The sequence below is a fragment of the Pseudomonas sp. FH4 genome (genome assembly GCF_000510915.2).
Classification (GTDB): Bacteria; Pseudomonadota; Gammaproteobacteria; order Pseudomonadales; family Pseudomonadaceae; genus Aquipseudomonas; species Aquipseudomonas brenneri.
Genome location: NZ_AOHN01000019.1, coordinates 360,134 through 386,426, shown reverse-complemented (window position 1 = coordinate 386,426; position 26,293 = coordinate 360,134). Strand labels below are relative to the sequence as shown.

General features: G+C 61.9%; 25 protein-coding genes and 1 pseudogene. 18 read left to right on the top strand and 8 right to left on the bottom strand.

The window, feature by feature from the left end:
• Window positions 1–422: 422 nt before the first annotated feature.
• The 4 genes from fae (at window position 423) to H097_RS15100 (ending at window position 4,888) form a co-directional block, all read left to right on the top strand.
• Window positions 423–935 (top strand): formaldehyde-activating enzyme, encoded by a 513-nt coding sequence (gene fae, locus H097_RS15115; protein WP_032860693.1) that lies wholly within the window; start codon window positions 423–425, stop codon window positions 933–935.
• Between the two features lie 10 nt (window positions 936–945).
• The gene (locus H097_RS15110) at window positions 946–1,980 is read left to right on the top strand and encodes an aldo/keto reductase (protein ID WP_032860690.1); all 1,035 of its coding nucleotides are present in this window, start codon (window positions 946–948) and stop codon (window positions 1,978–1,980) included.
• A complete protein-coding gene (locus tag H097_RS15105) occupies window positions 1,977–3,410 on the top strand; it encodes an NAD-dependent succinate-semialdehyde dehydrogenase (RefSeq protein ID WP_032860688.1) in 1,434 nt (477 codons plus the stop codon). Before H097_RS15110 ends, H097_RS15105 begins: the two co-directional genes overlap by 4 nt.
• A 104-nt stretch (window positions 3,411–3,514) precedes the next feature.
• Window positions 3,515–4,888, top strand: coding sequence for an MFS transporter (locus tag H097_RS15100; protein WP_032860735.1), 1,374 nt, complete (start codon window positions 3,515–3,517; stop codon window positions 4,886–4,888).
• Here H097_RS15100 and H097_RS15095 read toward each other — a convergent pair.
• Window positions 4,835–5,710: a LysR substrate-binding domain-containing protein gene (locus H097_RS15095; RefSeq protein ID WP_032860685.1), complete on the bottom strand. Its 876-nt coding sequence runs from the start codon at window positions 5,708–5,710 to the stop codon at window positions 4,835–4,837. The two genes, H097_RS15100 and H097_RS15095, sit on opposite strands and share 54 nt — an antisense overlap.
• Window positions 5,711–5,975: 265 nt before the next feature.
• On the opposite strand from H097_RS15095, the gene H097_RS15090 reads away from it, so the two are divergent.
• The 3 genes from H097_RS15090 to H097_RS15080 all read left to right on the top strand — a co-directional run bounded on the left by H097_RS15090 (window position 5,976) and on the right by H097_RS15080 (window position 9,756).
• Window positions 5,976–6,416, top strand: coding sequence for a cytochrome c (locus H097_RS15090; protein WP_032860683.1), 441 nt, complete (start codon window positions 5,976–5,978; stop codon window positions 6,414–6,416).
• Between the two features lie 3 nt (window positions 6,417–6,419).
• On the top strand, window positions 6,420–7,841 hold the full coding sequence (locus tag H097_RS15085) for a cbb3-type cytochrome c oxidase subunit I (RefSeq protein ID WP_032860682.1): 1,422 nt from the start codon (window positions 6,420–6,422) through the stop codon (window positions 7,839–7,841).
• 73 nt (window positions 7,842–7,914) lie between these two features.
• Complete coding sequence (locus tag H097_RS15080) at window positions 7,915–9,756, top strand: VWA domain-containing protein (RefSeq protein WP_032860681.1); 1,842 nt, start codon at window positions 7,915–7,917, stop codon at window positions 9,754–9,756.
• On the opposite strand, the gene H097_RS15075 is transcribed toward H097_RS15080, so the two are convergent.
• Window positions 9,750–9,950, bottom strand: a complete 201-nt coding sequence (locus tag H097_RS15075) for a hypothetical protein (protein ID WP_032860680.1) — start codon at window positions 9,948–9,950, stop codon at window positions 9,750–9,752. The two genes, H097_RS15080 and H097_RS15075, sit on opposite strands and share 7 nt — an antisense overlap.
• The gene (locus H097_RS15070; RefSeq protein WP_032860678.1) at window positions 9,947–10,648 is read right to left on the bottom strand and encodes a Crp/Fnr family transcriptional regulator; all 702 of its coding nucleotides are present in this window, start codon (window positions 10,646–10,648) and stop codon (window positions 9,947–9,949) included. The genes H097_RS15075 and H097_RS15070 overlap by 4 nt, the downstream gene beginning before the upstream one ends.
• A 514-nt stretch (window positions 10,649–11,162) precedes the next feature.
• Between H097_RS15070 and H097_RS15065 the strand changes: the two genes are divergently transcribed.
• Together H097_RS15065 and H097_RS15060 are read left to right on the top strand one after the other, a co-directional pair.
• Window positions 11,163–12,350, top strand: coding sequence for an NnrS family protein (locus H097_RS15065; RefSeq protein ID WP_032860676.1), 1,188 nt, complete (start codon window positions 11,163–11,165; stop codon window positions 12,348–12,350).
• 10 nt (window positions 12,351–12,360) lie between these two features.
• Window positions 12,361–12,792 carry a membrane protein gene (locus H097_RS15060; protein WP_032860675.1) on the top strand — a complete coding sequence of 144 codons (432 nt, stop codon included), beginning with the start codon at window positions 12,361–12,363 and terminating at the stop codon, window positions 12,790–12,792.
• Between the two features lie 113 nt (window positions 12,793–12,905).
• On the opposite strand, the pseudogene H097_RS15055 reads toward H097_RS15060, so the two are convergent.
• Window positions 12,906–13,343: pseudogene (locus tag H097_RS15055) on the bottom strand (hemerythrin domain-containing protein); the annotation flags it as partial.
• A gap of 190 nt (window positions 13,344–13,533) precedes the next feature.
• Here H097_RS15055 and norR point away from each other — a divergent pair.
• The 7 genes from norR to H097_RS15020 all read left to right on the top strand — a co-directional run bounded on the left by norR (window position 13,534) and on the right by H097_RS15020 (window position 20,125).
• The gene (gene norR, locus H097_RS15050) at window positions 13,534–15,051 is read left to right on the top strand and encodes a nitric oxide reductase transcriptional regulator NorR (protein ID WP_032860733.1); all 1,518 of its coding nucleotides are present in this window, start codon (window positions 13,534–13,536) and stop codon (window positions 15,049–15,051) included.
• 100 nt (window positions 15,052–15,151) lie between these two features.
• Window positions 15,152–15,799: a pyridoxamine 5'-phosphate oxidase gene (gene pdxH / locus H097_RS15045; RefSeq protein ID WP_032860674.1), complete on the top strand. Its 648-nt coding sequence runs from the start codon at window positions 15,152–15,154 to the stop codon at window positions 15,797–15,799.
• Between the two features lie 91 nt (window positions 15,800–15,890).
• Entirely contained in the window at window positions 15,891–16,445 is a 555-nt protein-coding gene (moaB, locus tag H097_RS15040; protein WP_032860673.1) for a molybdenum cofactor biosynthesis protein B, read from the top strand.
• Window positions 16,442–17,677 (top strand): gephyrin-like molybdotransferase Glp, encoded by a 1,236-nt coding sequence (glp, locus tag H097_RS15035; RefSeq protein ID WP_032860672.1) that lies wholly within the window; start codon window positions 16,442–16,444, stop codon window positions 17,675–17,677. The genes moaB and glp overlap by 4 nt, the downstream gene beginning before the upstream one ends.
• Window positions 17,678–17,767: 90 nt before the next feature.
• Window positions 17,768–18,763 carry a peptidase U32 family protein gene (locus H097_RS15030; protein WP_032860671.1) on the top strand — a complete coding sequence of 332 codons (996 nt, stop codon included), beginning with the start codon at window positions 17,768–17,770 and terminating at the stop codon, window positions 18,761–18,763.
• 10 nt (window positions 18,764–18,773) lie between these two features.
• Window positions 18,774–19,664, top strand: coding sequence for a U32 family peptidase (locus H097_RS15025; RefSeq protein ID WP_032860670.1), 891 nt, complete (start codon window positions 18,774–18,776; stop codon window positions 19,662–19,664).
• Complete coding sequence (locus H097_RS15020; RefSeq protein WP_032860669.1) at window positions 19,658–20,125, top strand: SCP2 sterol-binding domain-containing protein; 468 nt, start codon at window positions 19,658–19,660, stop codon at window positions 20,123–20,125. Before H097_RS15025 ends, H097_RS15020 begins: the two co-directional genes overlap by 7 nt.
• 151 nt (window positions 20,126–20,276) lie before the next feature.
• Here the strand turns inward: H097_RS15020 and ampC are convergent, their stop codons facing one another.
• Complete coding sequence (ampC, locus tag H097_RS15015; protein ID WP_032860668.1) at window positions 20,277–21,419, bottom strand: class C beta-lactamase; 1,143 nt, start codon at window positions 21,417–21,419, stop codon at window positions 20,277–20,279.
• Between the two features lie 132 nt (window positions 21,420–21,551).
• On the opposite strand from ampC, the gene H097_RS15010 reads away from it, so the two are divergent.
• Complete coding sequence (locus tag H097_RS15010) at window positions 21,552–22,430, top strand: LysR family transcriptional regulator (RefSeq protein ID WP_032860667.1); 879 nt, start codon at window positions 21,552–21,554, stop codon at window positions 22,428–22,430.
• Window positions 22,431–22,479: 49 nt separating this feature from the next.
• On the opposite strand, the gene yghX is transcribed toward H097_RS15010, so the two are convergent.
• The 3 genes from yghX to H097_RS14995 are packed head-to-tail and all read right to left on the bottom strand — an operon-like array spanning window position 22,480 to window position 24,850.
• Window positions 22,480–23,367, bottom strand: a complete 888-nt coding sequence (yghX, locus tag H097_RS15005; protein WP_032860665.1) for a YghX family hydrolase — start codon at window positions 23,365–23,367, stop codon at window positions 22,480–22,482.
• Window positions 23,368–23,413: 46 nt separating this feature from the next.
• Window positions 23,414–23,908, bottom strand: a complete 495-nt coding sequence (locus H097_RS15000; protein WP_032860663.1) for a PaaI family thioesterase — start codon at window positions 23,906–23,908, stop codon at window positions 23,414–23,416.
• A gap of 51 nt (window positions 23,909–23,959) precedes the next feature.
• Window positions 23,960–24,850 (bottom strand): DMT family transporter, encoded by an 891-nt coding sequence (locus tag H097_RS14995; RefSeq protein ID WP_032860662.1) that lies wholly within the window; start codon window positions 24,848–24,850, stop codon window positions 23,960–23,962.
• A gap of 91 nt (window positions 24,851–24,941) precedes the next feature.
• On the opposite strand from H097_RS14995, the gene H097_RS14990 reads away from it, so the two are divergent.
• Window positions 24,942–26,270 carry a PLP-dependent aminotransferase family protein gene (locus H097_RS14990; protein ID WP_032860661.1) on the top strand — a complete coding sequence of 443 codons (1,329 nt, stop codon included), beginning with the start codon at window positions 24,942–24,944 and terminating at the stop codon, window positions 26,268–26,270.
• Window positions 26,271–26,293: the final 23 nt, after the last annotated feature.

Below are 26,293 nucleotides of genomic sequence, written 5' to 3'. Positions count from 1 at the left end.
CGAGGCGGTCCATGTTGGCTTCGGTGGCGTGGCCGGCGTTGGCGCCGCGGATCACGGCTGCACCGGTGTCTTCGTTGTCGACTTCATCCCAACTCAGCATGAAATACTCCTTCCTGGTCTGTGCTGACGGGCGTGTAGACCCGTCCAAAAATATGTAATTTGCAGGCTTCAAGGCATTGAAATGCTGCGCATAGTGTGGTCGACGAATAGCGGGCTTGCACACTATGTAGTGGTCGGCTGTGTTTGTTGGCACACTATATGGTGTGTAGGAAAGATGGTCAACGCACAAGAAGGGTCCGTTGTCGCAGGGCGCTATGAGTAAAACTCACATCACCATGACTTTTAATGGTTACGCCCGATTTCATCGCCAGTGCTAAAAAATCGCCAACCAGCTCCCCATAACAACAAAGAGCGTTTGCGAAATGAAAGCACTTGATCTGTACATCGGCGAAGGCTTCGAAGGCCCAGGCGTCAATGCCGCCCATATCAATATCCTGATCGGTCCGCGTAATGGCCCGGCCGGCCAGGCCTTCGCCAATAGCCTCGCGTCCCCAAGCCAGGGGCACTGCCCGTTCATGGTCATTGCGCAGCCCAATATCCCCGTCAAACCCATGACCCTCTACGTCAACAAGGCTGCGATTGGCAGCGAGTTGCATGGCAATGCCACCTGGGGCGCGTCCCAGGCCGGTATCGCCAAAGCGGTACTTGAGGCTCTGCTGGATGGGACTTTGCCGCCGGAAGCGGAAGATGAATGGGCCATCGTCACGGCCAACTGGGTGAATCCGGCCTGCGACGACCTGGATGCGGTCTACCTGAATAACTACAACGCCTGCCGCACCGCGATCCGCGCCGCCCTTACTGGCAAACCGCAGACTGCGCAGTTAGCCGATGTGGTCAACCACATCAGTAACCCTTTCTACACGCCAAAAGCCTGAGGATAACCCTATGCAATATATCCGCTTGGGTAACTCCGGCCTGCAAGTCTCGCGTCTGTGCCTGGGTACCATGAACATGGGTACTGCGGACTGGAAACCGTGGATTTTTGACGAGAAGCAAAGCGAACCCATCGTTGCTCACGCCCTGGACAATGGTGTCAACTTTATCGACCTGGCGGACTTCTACTCCGCAGGTGTTGGTGAAGAAGTGGTGGGGCGCATCCTCAAGCGCCTGGCACGGCGTGAAGATATCGTGGTCACCACCAAGGTTGGCTACGGCACCGGTAGCGGCATCAACGCCAGCGGCCATTCACGCAAGCACATCATGGACAGCATCGACGCTTCACTGAGCCGCCTGGGCATGGATTACGTCGATGTGTTCATGCTGCATTACTTTGATGTGAACACCCCGGTGGAAGAGACCATGGGGGCGTTGAACGACATCGTGCGTTCCGGCAAGGCGCGCTATATCGGTGTGTCCACCATGCTTGCCGGGCAGTTGGCGAAGATCCTCATAGCGTGTGAGCGCAACGGTTGGGTCAAGCCGATCAACATGCAACTGCAACTGAACTGCGCCTACCGCGAGGAAGAGCGCGAAATGATCCCGTTCTGCCGCGACCAGGGCCTGGGCGTCTCGGTGTTCAGTCCACTGGCTCGTGGGTTGCTCACCGGTGATGCGCAGTCCAACCGGAACCAGACTGACTTCTTTACCCAGCAGATGTACAGCGACCAGGCATCGTTCGACATTGCCCGCTCTGTACAACGCGTGGCCCGTGCCCGTGGTGTGAGCAATGCGCAAATTGCTCAGGCGTGGGTCGCCAACCATCCTGGCGTGGATGTGATGCTGGTGGGCGCCGATACCACCGAGCAATTTGATAGCGCTCTCGCGGCCTTGGATACCCAATTGGATGCCGAGGAACTGCATGAACTGGAGCGCAACTACACCCCGTGCGATGTGATCAACGATTACACCGCTGGCAAGCGCATCCTGCGCAGCGCCCGTCCGGGCCTGGACCGTTTTAACCTGATTGAGGTTGTGGCATGAACCCGTTGATCCGTACTGGCAACTACATCGATGGCCAATGGTCCAGCGGTGGTCTGACCTACCCGGTGGTCAACCCGGCCAATGGCGCGTTGATCGTAGATGTACAGCGCGCTGGCGCTGAGGAAACCAACCTGGCTATCAAAGCCGCTGATTGCGCTTTGCCGGCCTGGCGCAAGCTTACTGCCAAGGAACGCAGCCAACGCCTCAAGCGCTGGAGCGAGTTGATGCTGAGCAATCAGAAGGATCTGGCTCACTTGCTTAGCCTTGAACAAGGCAAGCCCCTGGCCGAAGCCATGGGGGAGGTGGTCTACGCCGCGAGCTTTTTGGAGTGGTTCGGCGAAGAAGCCAAGCGTGCCTATGGTGATGTGATCCCTAGTCACAAGGCCGATGCACGAATCATCGTGACCAAGGAAGCGATTGGCGTGGTTGCTGCGATCACGCCGTGGAACTTCCCCCTGGCCATGGTCACCCGTAAGGTTGGTCCGGCACTGGCGGCCGGTTGCACGATGATCCTCAAACCTTCGGAAGAAACCCCGCTGTCAGCTTTTGCCCTGGCAGTATTGGCTGAGCAGGCGGGTATTCCCGCCGGTGTATTCAATATCGTCTCTGGCGACGCAGTGGCCATCGGCGGCGCACTGCAAGCCTCCAGCGTAGTGCGTAAATTGTCCTTCACCGGCTCCACCCGGACCGGCAAGTTATTGATGCGCCAGGCGGCAGACACCCTCAAAAAAGTCTCGCTGGAACTGGGCGGCAATGCGCCGTTTATCGTGTTCGAGGATGCGGACCTGGACGCTGCCGTCAAAGGCGCCATGGCGTCCAAGTTCCGCAATACCGGGCAGACGTGTGTGTGCGTCAACCGCTTCTTTATCCAGGACAGTGTTTACGACGCGTTCACCGGTAAACTGGCGCAAGCGGTTAGCGCCATGCGCATTGGCAGTGCTTTGGACGGTGAGACCGAACAAGGCCCGCTGATCAACGCTGCCGCCCTGGCCAAGGTTGAAGCGCATGTCGGTGACGCCTTGGAGAAGGGCGCCAAACTATTGTGCGGCGGTCGTCGCCATGCATTGGGCGGCACCTTCTTTGAGCCGACCATCCTCACCGAAGCCAGCGGCGAGATGCTGATTGCCCAGGAAGAAACCTTTGGCCCGGTGGCCGCCTGCTTCCGATTCAATGATGAAGCTGAGGTGTTGCAACGGGCCAACGACACACCATTCGGTTTGTCGGCGTATTTCTACAGCCGTGATATCGGCCGTGTCTGGCGTATGGCTGAAGGGCTGGAAGCGGGCATGGTCGGCATCAACGAAGGGATTATCTCCACCGAAGTCGCGCCCTTTGGCGGCATCAAGGAATCGGGCCTGGGCCGTGAAGGTTCCAAGTACGGCCTGGACGACTACCTGGAAATCAAATACCTGCTGATGGGGGGGTTGTGAACACAACCACCTGAGCAAAAGCCCCATCCCGCCCAAGCCCGCACCCCCGAGGGAATGGGGGTAGCTGCCGTTACTCCGTCAAGAACAACAATATGGAGAACACCATGTCTACTCAACCAGTAAACATCGACGACCTGCCCATCGGTCGGTTTCACCTGAAAATCGCTGGCCTGACGTTCGGTGCACACCTTGCTGATGGCTACATCCTGGGGATGATCGGTATTGCGCTGACCCTGATCAGCCCACAGATGCAACTGGATGCTTTCTGGCAGGGCCTGGTCGGAGCTTCGGCGCTGATTGGGCTGTTTCTCGGTAGCCTGTTTTTTGGCTGGATTTCCGACACCCTTGGCCGGCAGAAAATTTTCCTGGTCAGTTTTGTTCTGATCACCATCGCCTCGGCGATGCAGTTTTATGTCGAGACAGCCTTGGCGCTGGTCCTGTGCCGGGTGCTGATCGGTATTGGTCTTGGCGGTGATTACAGTGTCGGTCATGCCCTGTTGGCGGAGTTCTCGCCAAAGAAATATCGCGGTGTATTGCTGGGTGCCTTCAGCGTGATCTGGACCTTTGGCTATGTAGCCGCCACGATTGTCGGCACCACAATGCTCAGCCTGGGCGATGATGCCTGGCGCTGGATGTTGGCTTCGTCGGCAATCCCGGCCGGTTTGATTCTGATTGCCCGTATTGGTACTCCGGAATCGCCACGTTGGCTGGTCAACCGTGGGCGAATCGCCGAGGCCCGGGCCATCGTCAAGAAATACTTGGGCGAGCATGTCGTGCTCGACGAAGAGCCTGCGCCGCAGGAACACTCGGGATATGCGGTGTTGTTCAGCCGGCAGTACCGTAAGCGCACCGCGTTTAACTGTCTGTTTTTCGTGTGTATTGTCATGCCGTACTTTGCCATCTACACCTTCTTGCCATCGATTTTGCAGACGATGGGCTTGGCCGAAGGTTTTGGTACCGAATTGATGCTTAACCTGCTGTTGATCATCGGTGCACTGATCGGTATCTGGTGCACCGTGAAATTCTCCCGGCGCGGCTTTTTGATCAACTCATTCATTATTCTGGCGGTGGCGCTGTTTCTGTTGGCAATACTGCCGGGCAATCTGGCCTGGTTGATGGTGTTGACCTTTGGTGTATTTACCCTGGTGTTATCGGCGGTGAGTAATTTGGTGGGAGTATTCCCGGCTGAGAGTTTTCCGACCCATCTGCGCGCCAGCGGTATCGGCCTGGCGACGGCGGTGAGCCGGCTTGGTTCGGCGGTAAGTACGTTCTTGTTACCGGTGAGTGTGGCGGGGATTGGCTTGAGCCCGACCATGGGCATCCTTGCCGGCATTCTGGTGTTTGGCGCGGTGATCTCCTGGGCCTGGGCACCAGAGACCAAAGCCCTGACGTTGAATCAGGCGTGCCAGGCCGAGCCCGGCGAATCAGGGATTGCTCACCTGGTTCAGCCATTGGGTAAACAAACGAACCTTGGATAAACCCTGTTTGTCACCCGGCACATCCAGCCAGTAGCCATAGGGGCCGATCACTTCTACCGGGGTGATCGGCAACAGGCTGCCATTGGCCAGTTCACGCTCAATCATCTGCCGGTCGATCACCGCCAGGCCACCTCCGGCCAGGGTGGTATGGATGACTTGATCCAGGGTGCTGAACTCCAGGCCCTGATCGGCTTCGATATCCTCACGGCCCATGGCTGCGATCCAGTTCTCCCAGACTTTCAGGCGTTTACCGTCGTGCAGGATATGCAGCAACGGAAATCGACGCAGGTCAGGCGGATGGTCGCCTTCGAACAGTTCTGGACTGGCCACGGCGATGTGTCGTTCCATCACCAGCAACTCGCTGTTGCAATGGGTGGCGGGCTCAAGTCCGAAGCGAATCTGACAGTCGATTTCCGCCAAATTGTCGTGACTGCTCTGGTGGGTAACACTGAGGTTGATATCCGGGTAACGCTCACAGAATCCGCGCAAATGCGCCGACAACCAGCGGGTGGCCCAGGTCGGTGGCGCCAGAATGCGCAGTCGCTGACGCAGATTGGGTACGCGCACGGCTTGCATGGCCCGCTCGATATGGTCGAAGGCGTCGCTCAGGTGCGGGGAAAGGGCCATGCCTGCCTGGGTCAGCGACAGGCCCTGGGGGGTGCGGACAAACAGCGCGATGCCCAGGTAGTCTTCCAACTGCTTGATCTGACGGCTGACGGCGCCTTGGGTCACGTTCAGACCCACGGCGGCCTGGCTGAAGCTGCGATGGCGCGCGACCTCTTCAAAGACCCGCAGCATATTTAGGGGGGGCAGTTGGCGCATCGAGCGCGACTCCATATTTATTATTCGAGTACTCGGAGCAAGGATACACCGTCGCGCCGCCTTCAATCGCGCCAAGCGAGCGCCGTATTTGGTAACACCTTGGTTTTCTCTCTCTAAGAGTCCCTCAAATAAAAGGATATTGAGTTAACCAAACCTGTTAGTCCCAATACCCGACCAAAACCATCGGCATTTCTTGATCGCCATCAAGCAGGTTTCACCTCCCAGCTTTCTATCATGGTCCCCGCCAAGCAATGAGGAAGCGACCATGTCAGAGACCTTCACCAAGGGCATGGCCAGGAATATCTACTTCGGAGGAAGCGTGTTCTTCTTCCTGATATTCCTGGCCCTGACCTATCACACCGAACAAACCTTTCCCTCTCGCAGCAATCAGGAGCTACTCACCGAATCAGTGGTGCGCGGCAAGGGCGTCTGGGAGCGCAACAACTGTGTCGGCTGCCACACTCTGCTGGGCGAAGGCGCGTACTTTGCGCCGGAACTGGGCAATGTGTTCAACCGCCGTGGCGGCGAGGAAGCGTTCAAGCCGTTCCTGCATGCCTGGATGAAGATGCAACCGTTGGGCGTTCCCGGCCGGCGCGCGATGCCGCAATTCAACCTCAGCGACCAAGAGGTGGGCGATATGGCCGAGTTCCTCAAGTGGAGCTCGAAGATCAACACCAACGGCTGGCCGCCAAACAAGGAGGGCTGAGGGATGCGTACCGTCAATCCATATCTGAAATTCCAATCCCAGGCCGTGGCCAAACCCTACTTTGTGTTCGCCCTGATCCTGTTCCTGGGCCAGGTGCTGTTCGGTTTGATCATGGGCCTGCAATACGTGGTCGGCGACTTTCTGTTCCCGTTGATCCCCTTCAACGTGGCCCGCATGGTCCACACCAACCTGCTGATTGTCTGGCTGCTGTTCGGTTTCATGGGCGCCGCTTACTACCTGGTACCGGAAGAAGCCGACCGCGAGTTGCACAGCCCCAAGCTGGCAATCCTGCTGTTCTGGGTGTTCGCCGTGGCGGGGGTGTTGACCATCCTCGGTTACTTGCTGGTGCCCTATGCGGCCCTGGCCAAGCTGACCCACAACGAACTGCTGCCGACCATGGGCCGTGAATTCCTGGAGCAGCCGACCATCACCAAGATGGGCATTGTGGTCGTGTGCCTGGGCTTTCTCTACAACATCGGCATGACCCTGCTCAAGGGCCGCAAGACTACCGTGAGCATGGTGATGATGACCGGGCTGATCGGCCTGGCGGTGTTCTTCCTGTTCTCGTTCTACAACCCCGGCAACCTGGCACGGGACAAGTTCTACTGGTGGTGGGTGGTGCATCTTTGGGTCGAAGGCGTGTGGGAGCTGATCATGGGCTCGATGCTGGCTTTCGTGCTGATCAAAGTCACCGGTGTCGACCGTGAGGTGGTGGAAAAATGGCTGTACGTGATCATCGCCATGGCCCTGATCACCGGGATCATCGGTACCGGTCACCACTTCTTCTGGATCGGCGCGCCCGAGGTGTGGTTGTGGGTCGGTTCGATCTTCTCGGCCCTGGAGCCGCTGCCGTTCCTGGCGATGGTGATGTTTGCCTTCACCATGGTCAAACAGCGTCGGCGCCAGCACCCGAACCGGGCGGCCACATTGTGGGCCAAGGGCACCACGGTCACGGCGTTCTTCGGCGCCGGGGTCTGGGGCTTCCTGCACACCCTGGCACCGGTCAACTTCTACACCCACGGCACTCAACTGACGGCCGCCCACGGCCACCTGGCGTTCTTCGGCGCCTACGCGATGATCGTGATGACCCTGATCAGCTACGCCATGCCGCGTTTGCGCGGTATCGGTGAAGCGCCGGACGCACGCTCGCAGACCTTGGAGATCTGGGGCTTCTGGATGATGGTTCTGTCGATGGTGATGATCACGCTGTTCCTGACGGCGGCCGGTGCCGTGCAAGTCTGGTTGCAACGCTGGCAGGTGGACGGTGTGGCGCTGCCGTTCATGGCCACCATGGACCACCTGAGCCTGCTGTTCTGGGCACGACTGGCCAGTGGCGTGGTGTTCCTGCTGGGCCTGCTCTGCTACCTGTGGAGCTTCCGGCAGCGCGGCAAGGGCTTGAACGCAGCCATCCCCGTGGCTGCTTGAGCGGTCAACGTTAATCCCCAAGAGGGCGGCCCGGCAGGTAGTGCGGGCCGTTTTTATGTCTGGAGCACTTCACATGGCCTTCACCCTTGAGTTGGAAGAGTGGGTTGGCAGTATCTGGCACCGCTTTATCACCCGCCGCGCCAGTGCTGACTTCCCCGAAGCGCGGGTTGATCTGGTCGACCGCCAGCGCAGCCTGGCCCTGTTGTTCCGCGCCCTGGGCGGCGCCCACGGGATTGCCCTGGAGGCCGCCAGCGAGCGCGACCTGCTGCTGCGGCGCAATCTGCTGATGCGCATCGCCGGCACTTGCCGGCAAGTCCCCTTGGCCTCGTGCGATGGGCATCGACTGCGCCTGCCGGCAAGTCTGGCGGTGTTTCCTTCGGTGGCCCTGAACCTGGAACTGTACCGCTGGCTGGCGCTACTGGCCGCACACGCCGGACCGATGACCCACTGGGCCCGCGACAACCAGCGCTGGACCTGGCTATTGTTGCAGCGCTACCCGGCCATGCTCCCCAGTTATCAGCGCCTGGTGGACGCCCATCTGCAATTGCGCCCGGATCCCGCCACCCTCAACCCCGCCGAAGCCGCCGTGGAAAAGGCCTTGCGCAAGGCCCTGCGTGAACCCGGCAGCATCCGCCAGTTACCCCGTAGCGAGCGCGCCGCCTGGCCGCTGCCGCTGTGGTTGTATCCACCTTTGCACCTGCACAGCCCGCAGGCCGGCGATCTGGATGAGGAGGGCGATGACCTGGCGACCCGCCCCGGCGAACAACAGGGCGCGCCCAAACAAGCCAACCGGGTCGATGACAACAGCCGCGACGGCGGCCTGCTGGTGGTGCGCCTGGAAAACCTGTTCAGTTGGACCGAACACGTCGACCTCGATCGCTGGGCCGATGACTCCGAGGACGAAGATGCCGCCCGGGTCGCCGAAGACCTCGACCAGTTGAGCCTGTCACGCCAGCGTGTGCGCAAGAGCGGCGGGCTGAAGCTGCACCTGGATCTGCCACCGGCCGACGTCGATGACATTCCCCTGGGCGAAGGCATCAAGCTGCCGGAGTGGGACTACCGACAGCAGTGCCTGCAAGCCAACTTCGTCAACCTGCAACTGATGCAACCCCGCGACAGCACGCCCCAGCCGCTGCCGGCGCGCCTGCTGCCCCAGGCCGCGCGGTTGCGCCGCCAGTTCCAGCAACTGCGCACCGACCGTCAATGGTTGCGCCAACAGCCCCAGGGCGCGGAGCTGGACCTGCAGGCGTGGCTGGATTTTCATGTCGAGCGCCAGCACGGCGCGTGCGCCGAGCGCGGTCTGTTCAAGGAGCAGCGCCGCACCCGGCGTGACTTGGCCTGTTTGCTGCTGGCCGATTTGTCGATGTCCACCGACGCCCACCTGAACGATACGCAAAAGGTCATCGACGTGATCCGCGACAGCCTGTTGCTGTTTGGCGAGAGCCTGGCGGGCCTGGGCGATGCGTTTGCCCTGTATGGCTTCTCTTCCCTGCGTCGCCAGCAGGTGCGCCTGCAACAGCTCAAGTCATTCCAGCAACCCTATGATGACCACACTCGCGGCTGCATCCAGGGCCTGAAACCGGGTTACTACACGCGCATGGGCGCAGCCATCCGCCAAGCCACCCAGACCCTTGGCGCTTGTAAGCAGCGGCGCAAACTGCTGTTGATTGTGACCGATGGCAAGCCCAACGATCTGGACTTGTATGAGGGGCGCTATGGCGTGGAGGACACCCGCCAGGCCGTGATGGAGGCGCGGCGCCAGGGCCTGGTGCCGTTCTGCATCACTATCGACAAACAGGCCGGGGATTACCTGCCGTACATGTTCGGCGCCCATGGCTACACCTTGATCCGCCAGCCGGAGCAACTGCCGTTGCGCTTGCCGCAGCTGTACCGGCAGTTGACCGAAGATCAGTAGAAATTGCGGGGCAGCCAGAAGAACATCGTGATGCAGAACACGGCCAGCCCCAGGCAGAACCATTGGAAACGTTTGAGTCGGCGGGCCTCAAGGCTGGCGGTGGATGCGGGCAGGGGCATGGCGCAGCGTTCGCAGGCCGGCTGTGTCGGCGGGTTGGCATGTTGGCAATACAGGCACACACACGCTGCACTCATTCGAATTGCTCCAGGCGCAGGCGATCAAGAATGGCGATCTGGCGACCGTCCTGGGTGATGATTTTTTCATCGATCAGCCGGCGAATGATCCGCGAGAACGTCTCCGGCTGGATCGACAGGTGCCCGGCGATCAACTGTTTGGCCATGGGCAGCTCGAATGAGCTGTCAGCATTGTGCAAGCGCACCAGTTGCGTCAGCAGATAGCGCACCACGCGGTGGGTGGCGTTTTTCAGGGACAAGGTCTCGATCTCGTTGACCCGCTGGTGCAGGCGCACACACAACTTGCCCAGCAGGGCGAAGGTCAGGCGGCTGTTGCTGTGGAGCAGGCGCATATAGGTGGCGTTGGACAGGCGATACAACTGCGTCGGGCACACCGCTTCGGCGCAGGCCACGTAGTTGGGGGTGTCCATCAGCATCATCGCCTCGGCGAAGGTCTGCCGCTCGCCAATCACCTCAAAGACTTTTTCCTGGCCGTCCGGGGTCAGGCGGTAGATCTTCACCGCGCCGGCAATCACGAAGTAAAACCCATCGGCCGGCTCGCCCTGGCGGAACAGTGGCTCGCCCTTGTCGACACTCAGCAATTGACTGCTGGCCATCAACTCATCCATCTGCTCTTCGTTAAGTGGTTCAAACAGGTGATGGCTGCGCAGGATCTGATGATGTACGCGGTGCAGGACCCTCGGCGCGTCGAGGATCATACAAGCCACAACGACAGGCCACTGGCCGCCGCCATCATTGAACCGAGGATCACGAACCAGGCCAGGGGCTGGATGACTTTTTTCATGGGGACTCCGTGGGGCAGGGTAATGACGGGATAACCGGGTAGAGCAAGAGCTGGGCCAAGGCACGGGCCACGTAAAATCAGAGCTGTAGCCCCTAAAGGGTTAAAATGACCCTGCCATTAAGGGTTCTTTTAACCCTCTGACGGTTATTTAAACCCTCATAAACAACGCCAATCCCATGTGGGAGCTGGCTTGCCTGCGATGCAGGCACCTCGGTCTTCCAGTAAAACCGCAGCGATGCCATCGCAGGCAAGCCCGCTCCCACACATGATTGCGGTGGGCCTGAGGGCCCGGCCCGGCCCTTGCAACGCCCATCCCGCGACGGCCCCCAGGATATTGCGCCGCCACTGGCCCCTGCTTGATCTGCGACAAGGGCCCGGCGCGGACAATCCCGGATGATCGGGCCGGCAATGACTTGAGGAGTGGTGGTATGCAAGTGCTGGATCGACGCAAGGCCATGTCGATAACCCCGTTGTTTCGCCTGGCTTTCCGGCCATTTTTCCTCGGTGGCTGCCTGTTGGCGCTGCTGGCGATTCCTTTGTGGCTGCTGGCCCTGGCCGGCGACGCGGGTTGGCAGCCGGCAGGTGGCTGGCTGGCTTGGCATCGCCATGAACTGCTGTTCGGTTTTGCCTTGGCAATCATCGGCGGGTTCCTGCTGACGGCGGTGCAGACCTGGACCGGTCGCCCCGGCATCAGCGGTACGCCCCTCGCGATGTTGGCCGGGGTATGGCTGGCGGCACGCCTGGCCTGGCTGTTCAACCTGCCATGGCCGCTGTTGGCCGTACTGGAACTGACTTTTCCCCTGGCCGTCGCCGGGTTGATGGGCTGGACCTTGTGGAAAGTGCGGCAACAGCGCAACTACCCGATTGTGCTGGTGTTGCTGCTGTTGACCCTGGCTGATGGCCTGTCCCTGTATGGCTTGCTGCGCGGTGACGAAGGCTGGCAGCGCCAGGCGGTGTTGACCGGGCTGTGGCTGGTGGCGGCGATGATGGGCTTGATCGGCGGTCGGGTGATTCCGTTTTTCACCCAGCGTGGCCTGGGGCGCACGGAAGCCGTGAAACCCTGGCCGTGGCTGGATTACCTGTTATTGGGCGGCTCGGCAGCGGTGGCGCTGCTATACGCCAGCGGCCTGGCGTTGACCGCTAGCCTGTGGGTAGGCCTGTTGTTCGGCTTGCTGGGGCTCGGTCATCTGCTGCGCCTGGTGCGCTGGCACGACCGTGGCCTGTGGCGCGTGCCGTTGTTGTGGTCGCTGCACCTGGCCTATGCCTGGCTGGCCGTGGCTTGCCTGGGCATGGCGCTGTGGCATTTCGGCGTGGCGCTTAACCCGAGTCTGGCGGTGCATGCGCTGACGGTTGGGGCGATGGGCGGGTTGATCCTGGCGATGATCGCACGGGTCAGTCTCGGCCATACCGGCCGACCGCTGGCGCCGCCCAAGGGCATGACCCTGGCCTTCATCCTGTTGAACCTGGCCTGCCTGAGCCGGGTGATGCTGGTGCTGATCTGGCCGTATGCCGCGCTGTGGCTGGCGGGCCTGTGCTGGACCCTGGGCCTGGGTGTGTATCTATGGCGCTATGCCCCAATGCTGTGGCGCGCGCGGGTTGACGGCCATCCGGGCTAGGAGAATGGGAATGCTGTATTCGTGGCTATTGATTGTGCATCTGCTGGCGGCCATCGCCTTTATCGGCACGCTGTTCTTTGAGGTTTTCATCTGGCACCGCGCCCGTGAAGCGTTGGCCTGGTCGGCGCAGTTCACCAGCGAGCAAGCCATTGCCCGACGTTCGCGGCAGGTGCTGCATGGCGTGGTGGTGCTGTTGTATGGCGCGGGCATCGGCCTGGCCTGGCATTACCGCGGCGTGCTGGGCGCGCCATGGGCCAGCCATTTTTCGGCGATGTTGAGCCTGAAGATCGTGTTGGCGCTGAGTATCATCGGGCACTACCTGCTGCTCGCGTACTGGCTGACGCAAAAGCGCCTGAGCCCGCTGCGGGCGGTGTGGATCCGCCGCAGCATCCTTGGGCACATGGTACTGATCGTGATCCTCGCCAAGCTGATGCTGCGCTAAGACACCTCGATCCCATCCTGTAGGAGCGAGCGTGCTCGCGAAAAACATCAACGAAAACGCGGGCTGCCTGGGTAAACGCGTTGTCCGTGAGTTCTTCGCGAGCAATCTCGCTCCTACAGGTTTAGCGCACGGACAAACAACACATCGTTTTCCAGATGAATATGCTCCAGCAAATCCCGATGAAACACTTCCAGTCCGTGATACAGCGTACGCCAGGTATTGCACGCATCGCTGGGCGGCTGGATGCGGTTGGTCAGCGCCTGCAACTGCTCCAGGGCCTGGCCATGTTGCTCATGTTCAAAACGCATGACCTGGATCGGCGGCGCGGCCTGGGGCCCCAGGCCCATTTGCAGCATCGGGAACAATACCTGCTCCTCCTTGAGCATATGGCCTTCCAGCTCTTGCTCGATATCGCGCAGCAAGTCGGCCAGGCCGTTGGGGCAGGCCAGGTGGTGACCGTGAACCTGCTCGACGCGGCTGGCCAGGCGAATCAGTTCCGGCAGTTGTTCGCGGTGGCGGGCGTGGTAGCGCTCCAGCAAATGTTCGATCAGTTGCGTCTGGGGCAAGGTGTCCGGGGCGATGGCGTGCATGGGGTTTCCTCATCAAGTGAACAGATGAAGCGGTGATTGCATGCTGTGTGCCATCGCCAATTTATTGAAAAGTAGAGATTAATTTTTTGTGGTGGTCAGGATCACCCTGATGCTGCACGGTAGAACCGACCATACAAGGGTAGTAATGACCATGCTGCGTGAAAGTCTGTCGGCCGACCTGATTGTTGAATTACCCAACGCGGTGCGCCTGCAACGCCTGGTGCAGACCCTGCGTGAATATTTTCATAGCGGCGCCGTCGGCCTGTTGCGCCTGGATGGTGACGACAGCCTGCGCCCCGTGGCCACGGTGGGGCTGGTGCATGAAGCCCTTGGCCGGCGCTTTGTGATTGCCCAGCATCCGCGACTGGCGGCGATCATGGCCTCTCGCGAGCCGACCTGGTTCGAACCCGACAGCCGCCTGCCGGACCCGTACGACGGGCTGCTGGACAACCAGGTCGGCGAACCGCTGTCGGTGCATGATTGCATGGGCGTGAGCCTGTTCGTCGAAGGCCGGCCGTGGGGTGCGATCACCCTGGATGCGCTGCATGCCGGTACCTTTGATGCCAACGCGCGCGAGCAACTCAAGCGCTGCACCTTGCAGATCGAGGCGGCGGTACGGGTTACGCGCCTGGAACAGGAAAACCGTAGCCTGCGCCTGTCGCGCAGCGAGCCGGTGGTGGGTTCGCCCGGCGTCGAAGACGGTGAAATCCTCGGCCAGAGCCCGGTGTTGCATCAGTTGCTCAACGAGCTGGATGTGCTCGCCGACTCGGACCTGCCCGTGCTGCTGCTTGGCGAAACCGGGGTCGGCAAAGAGCTGTTCGCCCGGCGCCTGCATCGCCTGTCGCGGCGCAGTAAAAAGCCGCTGATCCAGGTCAACTGCGCGGCGCTGCCGGAGTCCCTGGCCGAGAGCGAGTTGTTCGGGCATGTCAAAGGCGCGTTTTCCGGCGCCACCAGTGACCGTGCCGGGCGTTTTGATGCAGCCAACGGCGGCACTTTGTTCCTCGATGAAGTGGGCGAGCTGCCGTTGAGTGTGCAGGCCAAGCTATTGCGCACCTTGCAGAATGGTGAGATCCAGCGCCTGGGCGCCGACAAGCCGTTGCATGTGGATGTGCGGATCATCGCCGCCACCAACCGACACCTGCCCGAGAGCATTCGCGAAGGGTTGTTTCGCGCCGACCTGTACCACCGGCTGTCGGTGTACCCGGTGCCGATCCCGGCGCTGCGTGAGCGTGGCCACGATGTGTTGCTGCTGGCCGGGCATTTCCTTGAGCTCAACCGCGCCCGACTTGGCCTGCGTGGTTTGCGCCTGTCACCGGCGGCCGAGCAGACGCTGCTCGGTTATGGCTGGCCGGGCAATGTGCGCGAGCTGGAGCACGTGATCAGCCGTGCGGCGCTGAAGCAGTTGAGCCGGGGCGGCAATCGCAACCAGATCATGACCCTGGAAGCCGAACTGCTGGATCTGGACAGCGCCACCTTGGTGCAGGCTCCTGTGGTTCAAGCCCCGGCGCAGGCGTTCCAGACCTTGAGCGACGCAGTGGACGATTGCCAGCGACAGAAGGTGCGCCAGGCGTTGAGCTTGTCGGGCGATAACTGGGCGAGCGCTGCGCGAATGCTCGGCCTGGACTCCAGCAACCTGCACAAATTGGCGCGGCGCCTGGGGCTCAAGTAGCGGCGCTGCGACGCCATGCCGCGGCGCGCAGTTGATCGCGGTCAAGGTGCCAGGCGCGTCGGCTGATCAGACTGTGGCGAACTGACCGGAGGTTCGCCCCATGCCCCTTTCCCTGGCGCAGATGCGCCGCAACTACACCTTGTACGGTTTGCGGGATGACCTGGTACAGGACGATCCCCTCGTGTTGTTCGGCCAGTGGCTGGAGCAGGCGCGCAAGACCGAAGTGGCGCCGGTGGAGGCCAACAGCATGGCCCTGGCCACGGTCGATGCCCAGGGCCGCGCCCATTGTCGGATCCTTCTGCTCAAGGGCTTTGGCGCCGAGGGCTTCACCTTTTTCGGCCACTACCAGAGCGCCAAGGGCCAGGAGCTGGCGAGCAACCCCAGCGCGGCCATGACCTTTTTCTGGCCGGGCCTGGAGCGCCAGGTGCGCATCGAAGGCACGGTGGTGCGCCTGGCGCCGCAGCTGTCCGACGACTATTTCCACTCGCGGCCGCTGGCCAGCCAGGTCGGCGCCTGGGCGTCGCCGCAAAGCCAACCCCTGGCCCACCGCGCCGAGCTGGAAGGTCGCCTGCGCGATGTGACTCAACGCTTTGCCGGGCAACAACCGCCGCGCCCGCCGGAGTGGGGTGGCTATTGCCTGCAGCCCGAGCGCGTGGAGTTCTGGCAAGGCCGCGCCGACCGCCTGCACGACCGTCTTGATTACCGCCGCCACGACGGCATCTGGCAGCGCAGCCGCCTGGCGCCCTGACGCCGCCTAGAGGTACCTCCTCGGAGGAATAGGCCCGCCGGCCTTTGCGGTGCAGGCTGGGCCATTGCTCATTTATCCCGGGATTTTCACCATGGCACATCTGACTCAACGCAATTTTGTCTCGCTGAATATCGCTGTACTGACCATCAGCGACACGCGCAACTTTGACAACGATACCTCCGGGCAAACCCTGTGCGATCGCGTGCAAGCGGCCGGTCATGAACTGATCGACCGGGCCCTGGTGGTAGACGACATCTACCAGATCCGCGCACGGCTTTCGCAATGGATCGCCGACCCGCAGGTGCAGGTGATCCTCACCACCGGTGGCACCGGTTTCACTGCGCGGGACAACACTCCGCAAGCGGTGCTGCCGTTGCTGGACAAGCATGTCGAAGGTTTTGGCGAGCTGTTTCGCCAGGTTTCCCTGCAAGAGATCGGCATGTCGACCCTGCAGTCGCGTGCCCTGGCCGGCATGAGCAATGGTGTGCTGGTGTGTTGCATGCCCGGCTCGCCAGGCGCGTGCCGTACCGGTTGGGACAAGATCCTTCTGGGGCAACTGGACAGCCGCACCGGGCCATGCAATTTCGCCCCGCACCTCAAGCCCCAGGTCGCCCAGGCCCTGCAAGCCTGCGAGGCGCGGTCATGAACCTATCGGTGTGTGAAAGCGGCGAGTTGATCCCGGTGGATGAGGCCATCGACCGCCTGTTAGCCCAGGCACCTGCGCCGCCGTCCACCCAACAGGTGAAAACCGCCCTGGCCCTGGGCCGGGTGTTGGCCAGCGATATCTTTTCCTCGGTGAACCTGCCGGCCTGGGACAACAGCGCCATGGACGGCTACGCGCTGCGTGCTGCGGACTTGCCGGCCGAGGGGGGCTACCTGCGTCTGGCCGGGCGGATTGCCGCAGGCGAGGAAGCCGCGACCGCGCTGGTCAGCGGGCAGACCATGCGGATTTTTACCGGTGCGCCGTTGCCGGCCGGTGCTGACACCGTGGTGCCCCAGGAGCGTTGCCGGGTCTACGGCCAGCGCATCTGGTGCCCGCCGATGCGGACCGGTGAACATGTGCGCAAGCAAGGTGAAGAGGTGACCCAAGGCGCCTTGCTGTTGCCAGCCGGCAAGCGTCTGCGTGCCCAGGAATTGGGCTTGCTCGCGGCCGCCGGGTTGGCCCAGGTCAAGGTCTATCGACCGTTGCGCGTGTGCCTGTTGAGCAGTGGCGACGAACTGCGTGAGCCGGGGGATCACCTGGCACCGGGGCAGATCTACAACAGCAATCGCCACTGCCTGGCGGCGCTGCTGCAAGGCTGGGGCGTTGAAGTGCATGACTATGGGGTGATGGCCGATGAACTGGCCGTCAGCCGCGATGCATTGACCCTGGCGTCCTCGGAATGCGACCTGCTGCTGACCTCCGGTGGGGTGTCGGTGGGCGAGGAGGACCACCTCAAGCAAGCGATCAAGGAACTGGGCCGCGTGGATTTTTGGCGCCTGGCGATCCAGCCGGGCAAACCCCTGGCCTTTGGCGATGTCGCCGGCAAACCGTGGATCGGCTTGCCTGGCAATCCTTCGGCGGCGCTGATTACCGCATTGGTGGTGGTCCGCCCGTTTCTGTTGCGCGCCCAGGGTGTGACTGAGGTCACATCGGCGCCGATGTTGCTGCCCGCCGACTTTGTGTGGCCCCAGCGCAACCGTCGCCGGCAATACCTGCGCGCACGCCTGGCGCCGGGCATCGATGGCCAGGCGCGCGTCACCCTGCACCCACGGCAAAGCTCGGCGATGCTGAGCGCGGCGTGCTGGGCCGATGGTTTGGCGATTGTGGAGCGCGAGCAGTTGGTGGAAAAGGGCGGGCTGGTGCGGTTCGTGTCCTTTGCCGAACTGATGCAGTAACTGCCGGTGGTGGTGGTCAAGGTGGGAGCAAGGCTTGCTCCCACAAGGAACATGCGGTGTTGGTGATGTATTTTCTGATGAGGATCAACCATGCAACTGGTCTGCCCGGCAGGTAATCTGCCTGCGCTTAAAGCCGCCGTGCGCCAAGGTGCCGATGCGGTGTACGTGGGGTTTCGCGACGACACCAACGCCCGGCATTTTGCCGGGCTGAACATGGACGACAAGCAGTTCGACGGCGCCGTCGCGCATATCCGCCAGCACCAGCGCAAGCTCTATGTGGCGGTCAACACCTACCCGCAGCCCAAGGGCTGGGAACGCTGGCAACGGGCAGTGGATCGCGCCGCCGACCATGGCGTGGATGCGCTGATTGCCGGTGATCCGGGCGTGCTGCAATACGCCAGTAGCCGTCATCCGCAGATGGCCTTGCACCTCTCGGTACAGGGTTCGGCGACCCATGCGGCGGCCTTGCAGTTCTACGCCGAGCGCTACGGCATCCGTCGTGCGGTGCTGCCACGGGTGCTGTCGCTGGCCCAGGTCAAGCACGTCGCCGCCAGCAGCTCGGTGCCGATCGAGGTCTTCGGTTTCGGCAGCCTGTGCATCATGGCTGAGGGCCGTTGCCATCTGTCTTCCTACATCACTGGCGAATCACCGAACCTGTGCGGCGTGTGCTCGCCGGCCAAGGCGGTGCGCTGGAGCGAAGACGCCGAGGGTCTGAGCGCGCGCCTGAGCGAAGTGCTGATCGACCGCTATACCCCGGACGAACCGGCGGGTTATCCGACCCTGTGCAAGGGCCGTTTCATGGTCGATGGCAAGCGCTTCCACGCCCTCGAAGAACCCACCAGCCTCGATACCCTGGACCTGATCCCCGAGTTGATCGCCATGGGCGTCGAAGCGGTGAAAATCGAAGGTCGCCAGCGCAGCCCGGCGTATGTCGAGCAAGTCACCGGGGTCTGGCGCGCGGCGCTGGACGCCCACCGCAGTGCGCCGGAGCGTTTTGTGGTCAAGGACCAATGGCGCAGTGTGCTGGCCGGTCTATCCGAAGGCAGCCAGACCACCCTGGGCGCCTACCATCGTTCGTGGCAATGAGGAACCGCACATGAAACTCAGCCTGGGACCGGTGCTGTTTTATTGGGATAAGCAACAACTGGGGCAGTTCTACTGCGAGATGGCCAACCTGGCACTGGATGTGATCTACCTGGGGGAAACCGTGTGCTCCAAGCGCCGCGCGTTCAACCTCGATCAATGGTTGGGCCTGGGCCGCGAATTGCGGTCGGCAGGCAACGCGCAAATTGTGCTGTCGAGCCTGACCTTGATCGAGGCCGCATCGGAGCTGTCGAGCCTGCGCCGCCTGTGTGACAACGGCGAGGTGCTGGTCGAGGCCAATGACATGGGCGCGGTGCAATTGCTCGCCGAGCGCAAGTTGCCCTTTGTCGGAGGGCCGGCATTGAATTTGTACAACGGTCACGCCCTGGTGCAATTGCTGGATGCCGGGATGATGCGTTGGGTGCCGCCGGTGGAATGCTCGGCTGCGCTGATTGGCGATGTGTTGGAGCATGTGCGTGAGCTGGGCCGGCCGCTGCCTGAAGTGGAAGTCTTCGCCTATGGGCACCTGCCCCTGGCCTACTCGGCGCGCTGCTTCACTGCCCGTGCGGAAAACCGGCCTAAGGATGACTGCCAGTTCTGTTGCCTGAACTACCCCGATGGCATGGCCTTGACCAGCCAGGAAGGGCAGGCGCTGTTTACATTAAATGGCATCCAGACCATGTCGGCGGATGTCACTAATCTGCTGGCCGACTATCCGGGGCTGGTCAGTTGCGGTGCTGAGCTACTGCGCCTGAGCCCAAGGGCGCAGGGCATGGTGGGCATCGTCGAAGCCTTTGACCGGGTGCGCCAGGGCGCCACGCCGCCACTGTTTGTCGACGGCTGCAATGGCTACTGGCATGGCCAGGCCGGAATGTTGCGGGTCGAGGAGGTGGGGCTGTGCTGAACCGCAAGCAATGGCTGCTCAAGGGTGCCGACCGTTTATTGCCGCTGATGCGCAAGGTGCCATTTGTGGTGCAGCGCCTGGCGTTGCAACAGGCGTTGAATCGCTGCCTGGCCGAACCCTTGCGCGATGGCGGCTTCGAACTGCTGCGCGGACGCTGGATGTGCCTGCGCATTCCCGACCTGGGTTTGCGCTGGTACCTGACCCTTGGTCGTGACGGATTGCGCATCGCCGAACGGGCCGAGGCCCAGGTGACCATCAGCGGCAACTGGCGTGAGTTCCTGTTATTGGCCAGCCGCCAAGAAGATCCGGACACCTTGTTCTTCCGCCGGCGGCTGGTGATCGAAGGGGATACAGAGTTGGGGTTGGGCCTGAAGAACCTGATCGACAGCCTCGATCCGGATGTGTTGCCACCCTGGTTGTGGCGCAATCTGGAACGGGCGGGGAAGGGCTTGGCCGCCTGAAGACCAGCCCGCGAAGCTGCTTCCCTGTGGGAGCGGGCTTGCTCGCGAATGCAGTGTGTCAGTCGCCGGATATGTCGACTGAATCACCGCATTCGCGAGCAAGTCCGCTCCCACATTGGAATGTGGTGGGTTCAAAAAATGTTCAGGTCGGTTATTGCTCCATGGCCTGCAAGATCGCATGGGCCGCTTTCACCCGTTCGGCATTGGGGTAGTTCTTGTTTGCCAGGATCACTACGCCGATGGCCTTGCTCGGTACGTAGGCTACATAGGCGCCAAAACCACCGGTCGAGCCGGTCTTGTTGACCAGCGTGTTGGGTTGCAAGGGTTGCGGCGGGGTCAGCCAGTTGACCTTGTGCGGCTCCATTGCCCAGGCCGTTGAGTTTCGCGCCATCAGGGTGTCAACGGTCAGTGGGTAGGCGGACATTTCCCAGCCCAGCCCCTGGGTGGTGCCGTTGGCGGTGTAGTAGCCGGTGTGAGTGGTGGCGATCGCCGCTTGCAAGGGCTTTTCCAGGTTCGTTGGGTTCATGTTCACCGCTACGTAGCGGATCAGGTCCGCCGGGCTGGTCTTCACCCCGTAGGCTTCGCTGTCCAGCGCCCCAGGGCTGACGCGCACCGGCTTGCCGGTCTTGTCATAGCCCTGGGCGTACAGGCTCATTTGTGCCTTGGGCACCGTGAGATAGGTGTGCTTGAGCCCGAGCTTGGGCAGCAGGGTCTTTTCCATCACCACGTCGAAAGGTTGCTGCAGGCTTTGCGCCGCCAGATAGCCGAACAGGCCCAGGCTGGGGTTGGAATACTGGCGTTGGGTGCCGGGGGCGAAATCGGCTTTCCAGTGCTGGAAGTAGCTGATCATGTGCTGCGCATTGTCCGCCTCGGACGGGAACTGCAACGGCAGCCCGCCGGCCGTGTAGGTGCCCAGGTGGAGTACGCTGATGTGGTCGAACAGGCTGCCGCGCAAGGCTGGCAAGTAATGGCTGGCCGGCTCCGACAGCTTCAGCTTGCCGGTGGCCTGGGCATAGCCGGCCAGGGTCGCGGTGAAGGTCTTGCTCACCGAACCGATCTCGAACAGGGTGTTTTCGCTGATGGGCTGTTGGCTGTCTTTTGCGGCGACACCGTAGTTAAAGTATCGGACCTTGCCGTCCTGAACAATGGCGACCGCCAGGCCGGGAATGGCCTGTTGCTGCATCAAGGGCTTGACGGTGGCATCCACCACCTGGCGCAGGTCGGCAGCGGCCATGCAGTTGCCGGCGCCGAGCAATAGGCTGAGAATCGTGACGTTGCGCACATGTTCATACATGATGATGTCGCTTCCATGAGGATGATCGGAGGTAATCGCGCCTGCGCAGGCGTGGCCAAGATAGGCAGTTTGCCGAGCCTGGACAACCGATGATATCTCGCACCAGTCATTAGAAAAATTTGGGCTTAGACCATGTTGCGTTCCCATTTGCCCCTTAACGCTCTGCGTGCCTTCGAAGCCTCTGCCCGGCACTTGAGCTTTACCCGGGCGGCCATCGAACTGTGCGTGACCCAGGCGGCAGTCAGCCACCAGGTCAAGAGCCTGGAGGCACAGCTCAATGTCACCCTGTTCAAGCGTCTGCCCCGTGGCTTGATGCTCACCAGCGAGGGGGAGACTTTACTGCCGGTGCTGCGTGAGTCTTTCGACCGCATTGCCCAGACCCTCGGCCAGTTCCAGGCTGGGCATTATCGAGAAGTGCTGACGGTAGGCGCGGTGGGTACGTTTGCGGTGGGCTGGCTGCTGCCACGCCTGGCGGAGTTTCAGGCGCGCTACCCGTTTATCGACCTGCGGCTGTCCACCCATAACAACCGGGTGGATGTAGCGGCCGAAGGGCTGGATTATGCGATCCGCTTTGGTGCTGGCGCGTGGCATGGTACCCACGCCTATGAGTTGCTGGTGGCGCCACTGACGGTGTTGTGTGTGCCGTCGATTGCCCGCCAACTGCACGACCCGGGCGATGTGTTGAAGCACACGTTATTGCGTTCTTACCGGGCGGATGAATGGAGCCTCTGGTTCCAGGCCGCAGGCTTGCCCGCCGACACCCTGGTGCCGCGCAGCATTGTGTTCGACTCGTCCCTGGCGATGATGGAAGCGGCGTTGCAGGGCAATGGCGTGGCCCTGGCGCCGGCACTGATGTTCTCGCGGCAGTTGGCCCAGGACGTGATCCGCCAGCCGTTCGATGTGGGTATCACTACGGGTAGTTACTGGCTGACGCGCCTGCAGTCACGCATCGAAACCCCGGCGATGCTGGCGTTCAAGCAATGGTTGCTGGAGCAGGTGACGAACCTGTAGACGCCAGGCTTGCCTGCGATGGCGCCCGTGAAGTCGCTATCGCTGGCAATTACACGAGGTATTTACGGAACCAACCCAACGTGCGTTCCCAGGCCAGGTTCGCGGCAGCCTCGTCGTAGCGTGGGGTCGAGTCGTTGTGGAAACCGTGGTTGGCACCCTTGTAGATAAACCCTTCATAGGTCGTGCCAGCAGCCTTCAAGGCAGCCTCATAAGCCGGCCAGCCTTCGTTGATTCGCGTGTCCAACTCGCCAAAGTGCAACATGATCGGCGCCTTGATCTTCGGCACGTCCTTGGCATCAGGTTGGCGCCCGTAGAACGACACCGCTGCGCCCAGTTCCGGGTAGGCCACCGCTGCCGCATTGGTCACGCCGCCGCCGTAGCAGAAGCCGGTGATACCCACCTTGCCGGTGCTGGTGTCGTGGTTCATCAGCCATTCGATGGCGGCGAAGAAGTCATTCATCAGCTTGGTCGGGTCGACGGTCTGTTGCAGCGCCACGCCTTTTTCATCATTGCCCGGGTAACCGCCCACCGACGTCAGGCCGTCGGGCGCCAGGGCGATAAACCCGGCTTTGCCCAGGCGCCGTGCGACGTCTTCGATATAGGGATTGAGCCCTCGGTTTTCGTGGACTACCACCACCGCCGGCAGTTTGCCTTCGGCCTTGGCCGGGCGTACCAGGTAGCCGCGCACCGAACCGTTGCCCTTGGGCGAGGGGTAGGTGATGTAGTCGGCGACGATGTCCGGGTCGGTGAACTTCACCTGCTCGGCCAATGCGTAATTGGGGCTCAGGGAGGCCAGCAGCGCCGAGGCGGTCAGCCCGCCAAAGGTGAACAGGGCCGCACGGTCGAGAAACTCGCGACGGTTGATCTTGCCATGGGCGTAGCCGTCGTAGAGTTCCAGCAGTTGCGGGGCGAAGTCTTTGGCGGTCAGGCGAGTCATCGGCAAGCTCCTCTTTTGGGCATGTGGCGTTGAATGTAGACCATTGTCAGGCTTGTCGGCCATGGGCGGCATCGGCCAGGTGCCCGGTATCGACCCGCACGAAGATCGAATCGCCAATTGCCGTCAGCACACCATCGGCATACACCTCGCAGACCACGCGGCTCTTGCGCCCGACCTCACCCTCGACCCTGGCGCGCAGGATCAGTGGCACGCCCATCGGAGTCGGCTTGATAAATTTGATGCCCAGGTTGCCGGTCACACAGTTGATGCGCGGTAGCTCACCGGGTGTGCGCTGTTCTGCGCGGTAGTGATAGGCCATGGCGGTCCAGTTGGAGTGGCAATCGACCAACATGGCGATCAGGCCACCGTAGACCAGGTCGGGCCAGCCGCAGTATTGGGCGTCGGGCAGATGCTCGGCGACGATATGCACGCCGTCCTCATCCCAGCGGCTCTTGATGTGCAGCCCGTGGGCATTGCTCGGGCCGCAGCCGTAACAGACGCCATCCGGCGCAGTGGTGTCTTGCAGGGAAGGGCTGTGCATGGTTGATCCTTATTGTTTTGGGCCAACCCCAGAGACTAATGGCGGGCACGCCTAGCGCGCAAATTTCTTCGCCCCGGCCACGCAGGCAATCACCGCGACGGTCACCGCCAGCATGCCCAGGCTGACCTGTTCATGCAGCAGGGTCGCGGCCAGTGCCAGACCGAAGAACGGTTGCAATAACTGCAACTGGCCGACCGCAGCAATCCCCCCTTGCGCCAGCCCGCGGTACCAGAACACAAAACCGATCAACATGCTGAACAACGACACATAGCCCAGGCTCAGCCAGGCCGGCAGGCTGATCCCTTCGAAGGAGGCGGGGGCGAGGATAAAGGTCAATGGCGCCACCACCGGCAGCGACACCACCAATGCCCAGCAGATCACCTGCCAGCCGCCGAGGGTACGCGACAGCTTGGCCCCTTCGGCGTAACCCAGCCCGCACACCAGCACGGCCAATAGCATCAACAGGTCGCCAGCGGGGGCGGCGCTCAGGCCCTGGGCAAACGCGTAACCCATCACCAGCAGGCTGCCAAGGATTGAAAACAGCCAGAACACCGGGCGCGGCCGCTCGCCGCCACGCAGTACACCGAACACGGCGGTGGCCAGGGGCAGCAAGCCGATAAACACGATGGAGTGGGCAGAGGTCACGTACTGCAAGGCCAGTGCGGTCAACAACGGGAAGCCGATAACTACGCCAAAGGCGACGATCAGCAACGGCCACCATTGGTCGGCTGCCGGACGCCGCGCCCTGAACAACCACAACAGCGCCAGGCCAAGCACGGCGGCAATGCTGGCCCTGGCCACGGTCAGGAAGACCGGCTCGAATTCCAGCACCGCCAGGCGGGTGGCGGGCAATGATCCGCTGAAAATCAGTACGCCGATCAAGCCATTGATCCAGCCGTGGCTGCTGCGTTCTGGAGTGATCAACCGGGAAGTCTGTTCCATGTCAGGAAGGCTCGCTAGGGATGGGTTGTGTTTTGGGCATCCTAGGGTTGAAGATGATGACAATCAAAAAATTGTCATGGATACATCGCCCATGCCCCGTGCCCGTTACAAGTCGTTGGTGGATGCCTTTGCCAGGGATATCCGTGCAGGAACCCTGGTGCCCGGCACCCGCTTGCCTACCCATCGCCAATTGGCCGCGACCCATGGCCTGGCCCTGGTGACGGCCAGCCGGGTATACAGCGAGCTGGAGGCCATGGGTCTGGTCAGTGGCGAGACCGGGCGCGGCACCTTTGTGCGGGAAATTTCCTTGTCGCCAGGGCAGGGCGTCGGGCAGATTGCCGTGGCGGCGGGCATGGTGGACCTTAATTTCAATTACCCGTCCTTGCCCGGCCAGGCCGATCTGTTGCGCACGGCGTTGCGCCAACTGGCGTTGTCCGGTGACCTGGAGGCATTGCTGCGCTACCAGCCCCATGCCGGGCGCCCCCATGAGCGGGCGGCAATGGCGCGGCACTTGTTGCATCGCGGGCTCACGGTCGAGGCTGAACAGGTACTGGTGGTCAGCGGTGCCCAGCATGGATTAACGGTGGCGATGATGGCCATGCTCAAGCCGGGCGATGTGATTGCCGTGGATGCGTTGACCTATTCCGGTTTCAAGGTGCTGGCCGAAACGTTGCATCTGGAGATCGTCGCGATCCCGGTCACGCCGACCGGCCCTGACCTTGCTGCCCTTGAGCAACTGTGTCGACACCGATCTGTGCGGGCACTGTATTGCATGCCGACCCTGCACAACCCCCTGGGCTGGGTGCTGGGGCTTGAGCAGCGCGAGCAGTTGGTGTGCATCGCTCGCAAGCATCAGTTGATCCTGATCGAAGACGCCGCCTATGCCTTCCTCGCAGAAGACGCACCGCCACCGCTGGCACAATTGGCGCCGGAGCGCACGGTGTATGTGGGCGGCTTGTCCAAAAGTGTCGCCACCGGCCTGCGGGTTGGTTTTGTGGTTGCGCCGGCCCAATGGGTGCCGGCGCTGGAGCGCACGATCATGGCCACCGTGTGGAACGCGCCCGGCGTGATGACGGCCATCGCTGCGGGCTGGATCGACGACGGCACTGTGCTGCAACTGGAGGCGCAAAAACGCCAGGACGCCCAGGCCCGGCAGGCACTGGCGACAGAAGTATTGGTGGGGCTGGACTACATCGCTCATCCATCGTCGTACTTTTTATGGTTGCCATTGGGAGAGGATACGCGGGCGGATCAGATCGTCATGGCGCTGGCCCGGGAGAATATCTCGGTCTCCACGGCTGAGCCGTTTTGCGTGTCGACGCTGGTGCCCCATGCTGTTCGACTGGCTTTGGGCTCAGTGGACAAAAGTGCGCTGCGGGCGGCTTTACTGAAGGTGCGGTGGGTGGTGGCGGGTTATTAAGGTTTTTGCAGGTTACCCACTGA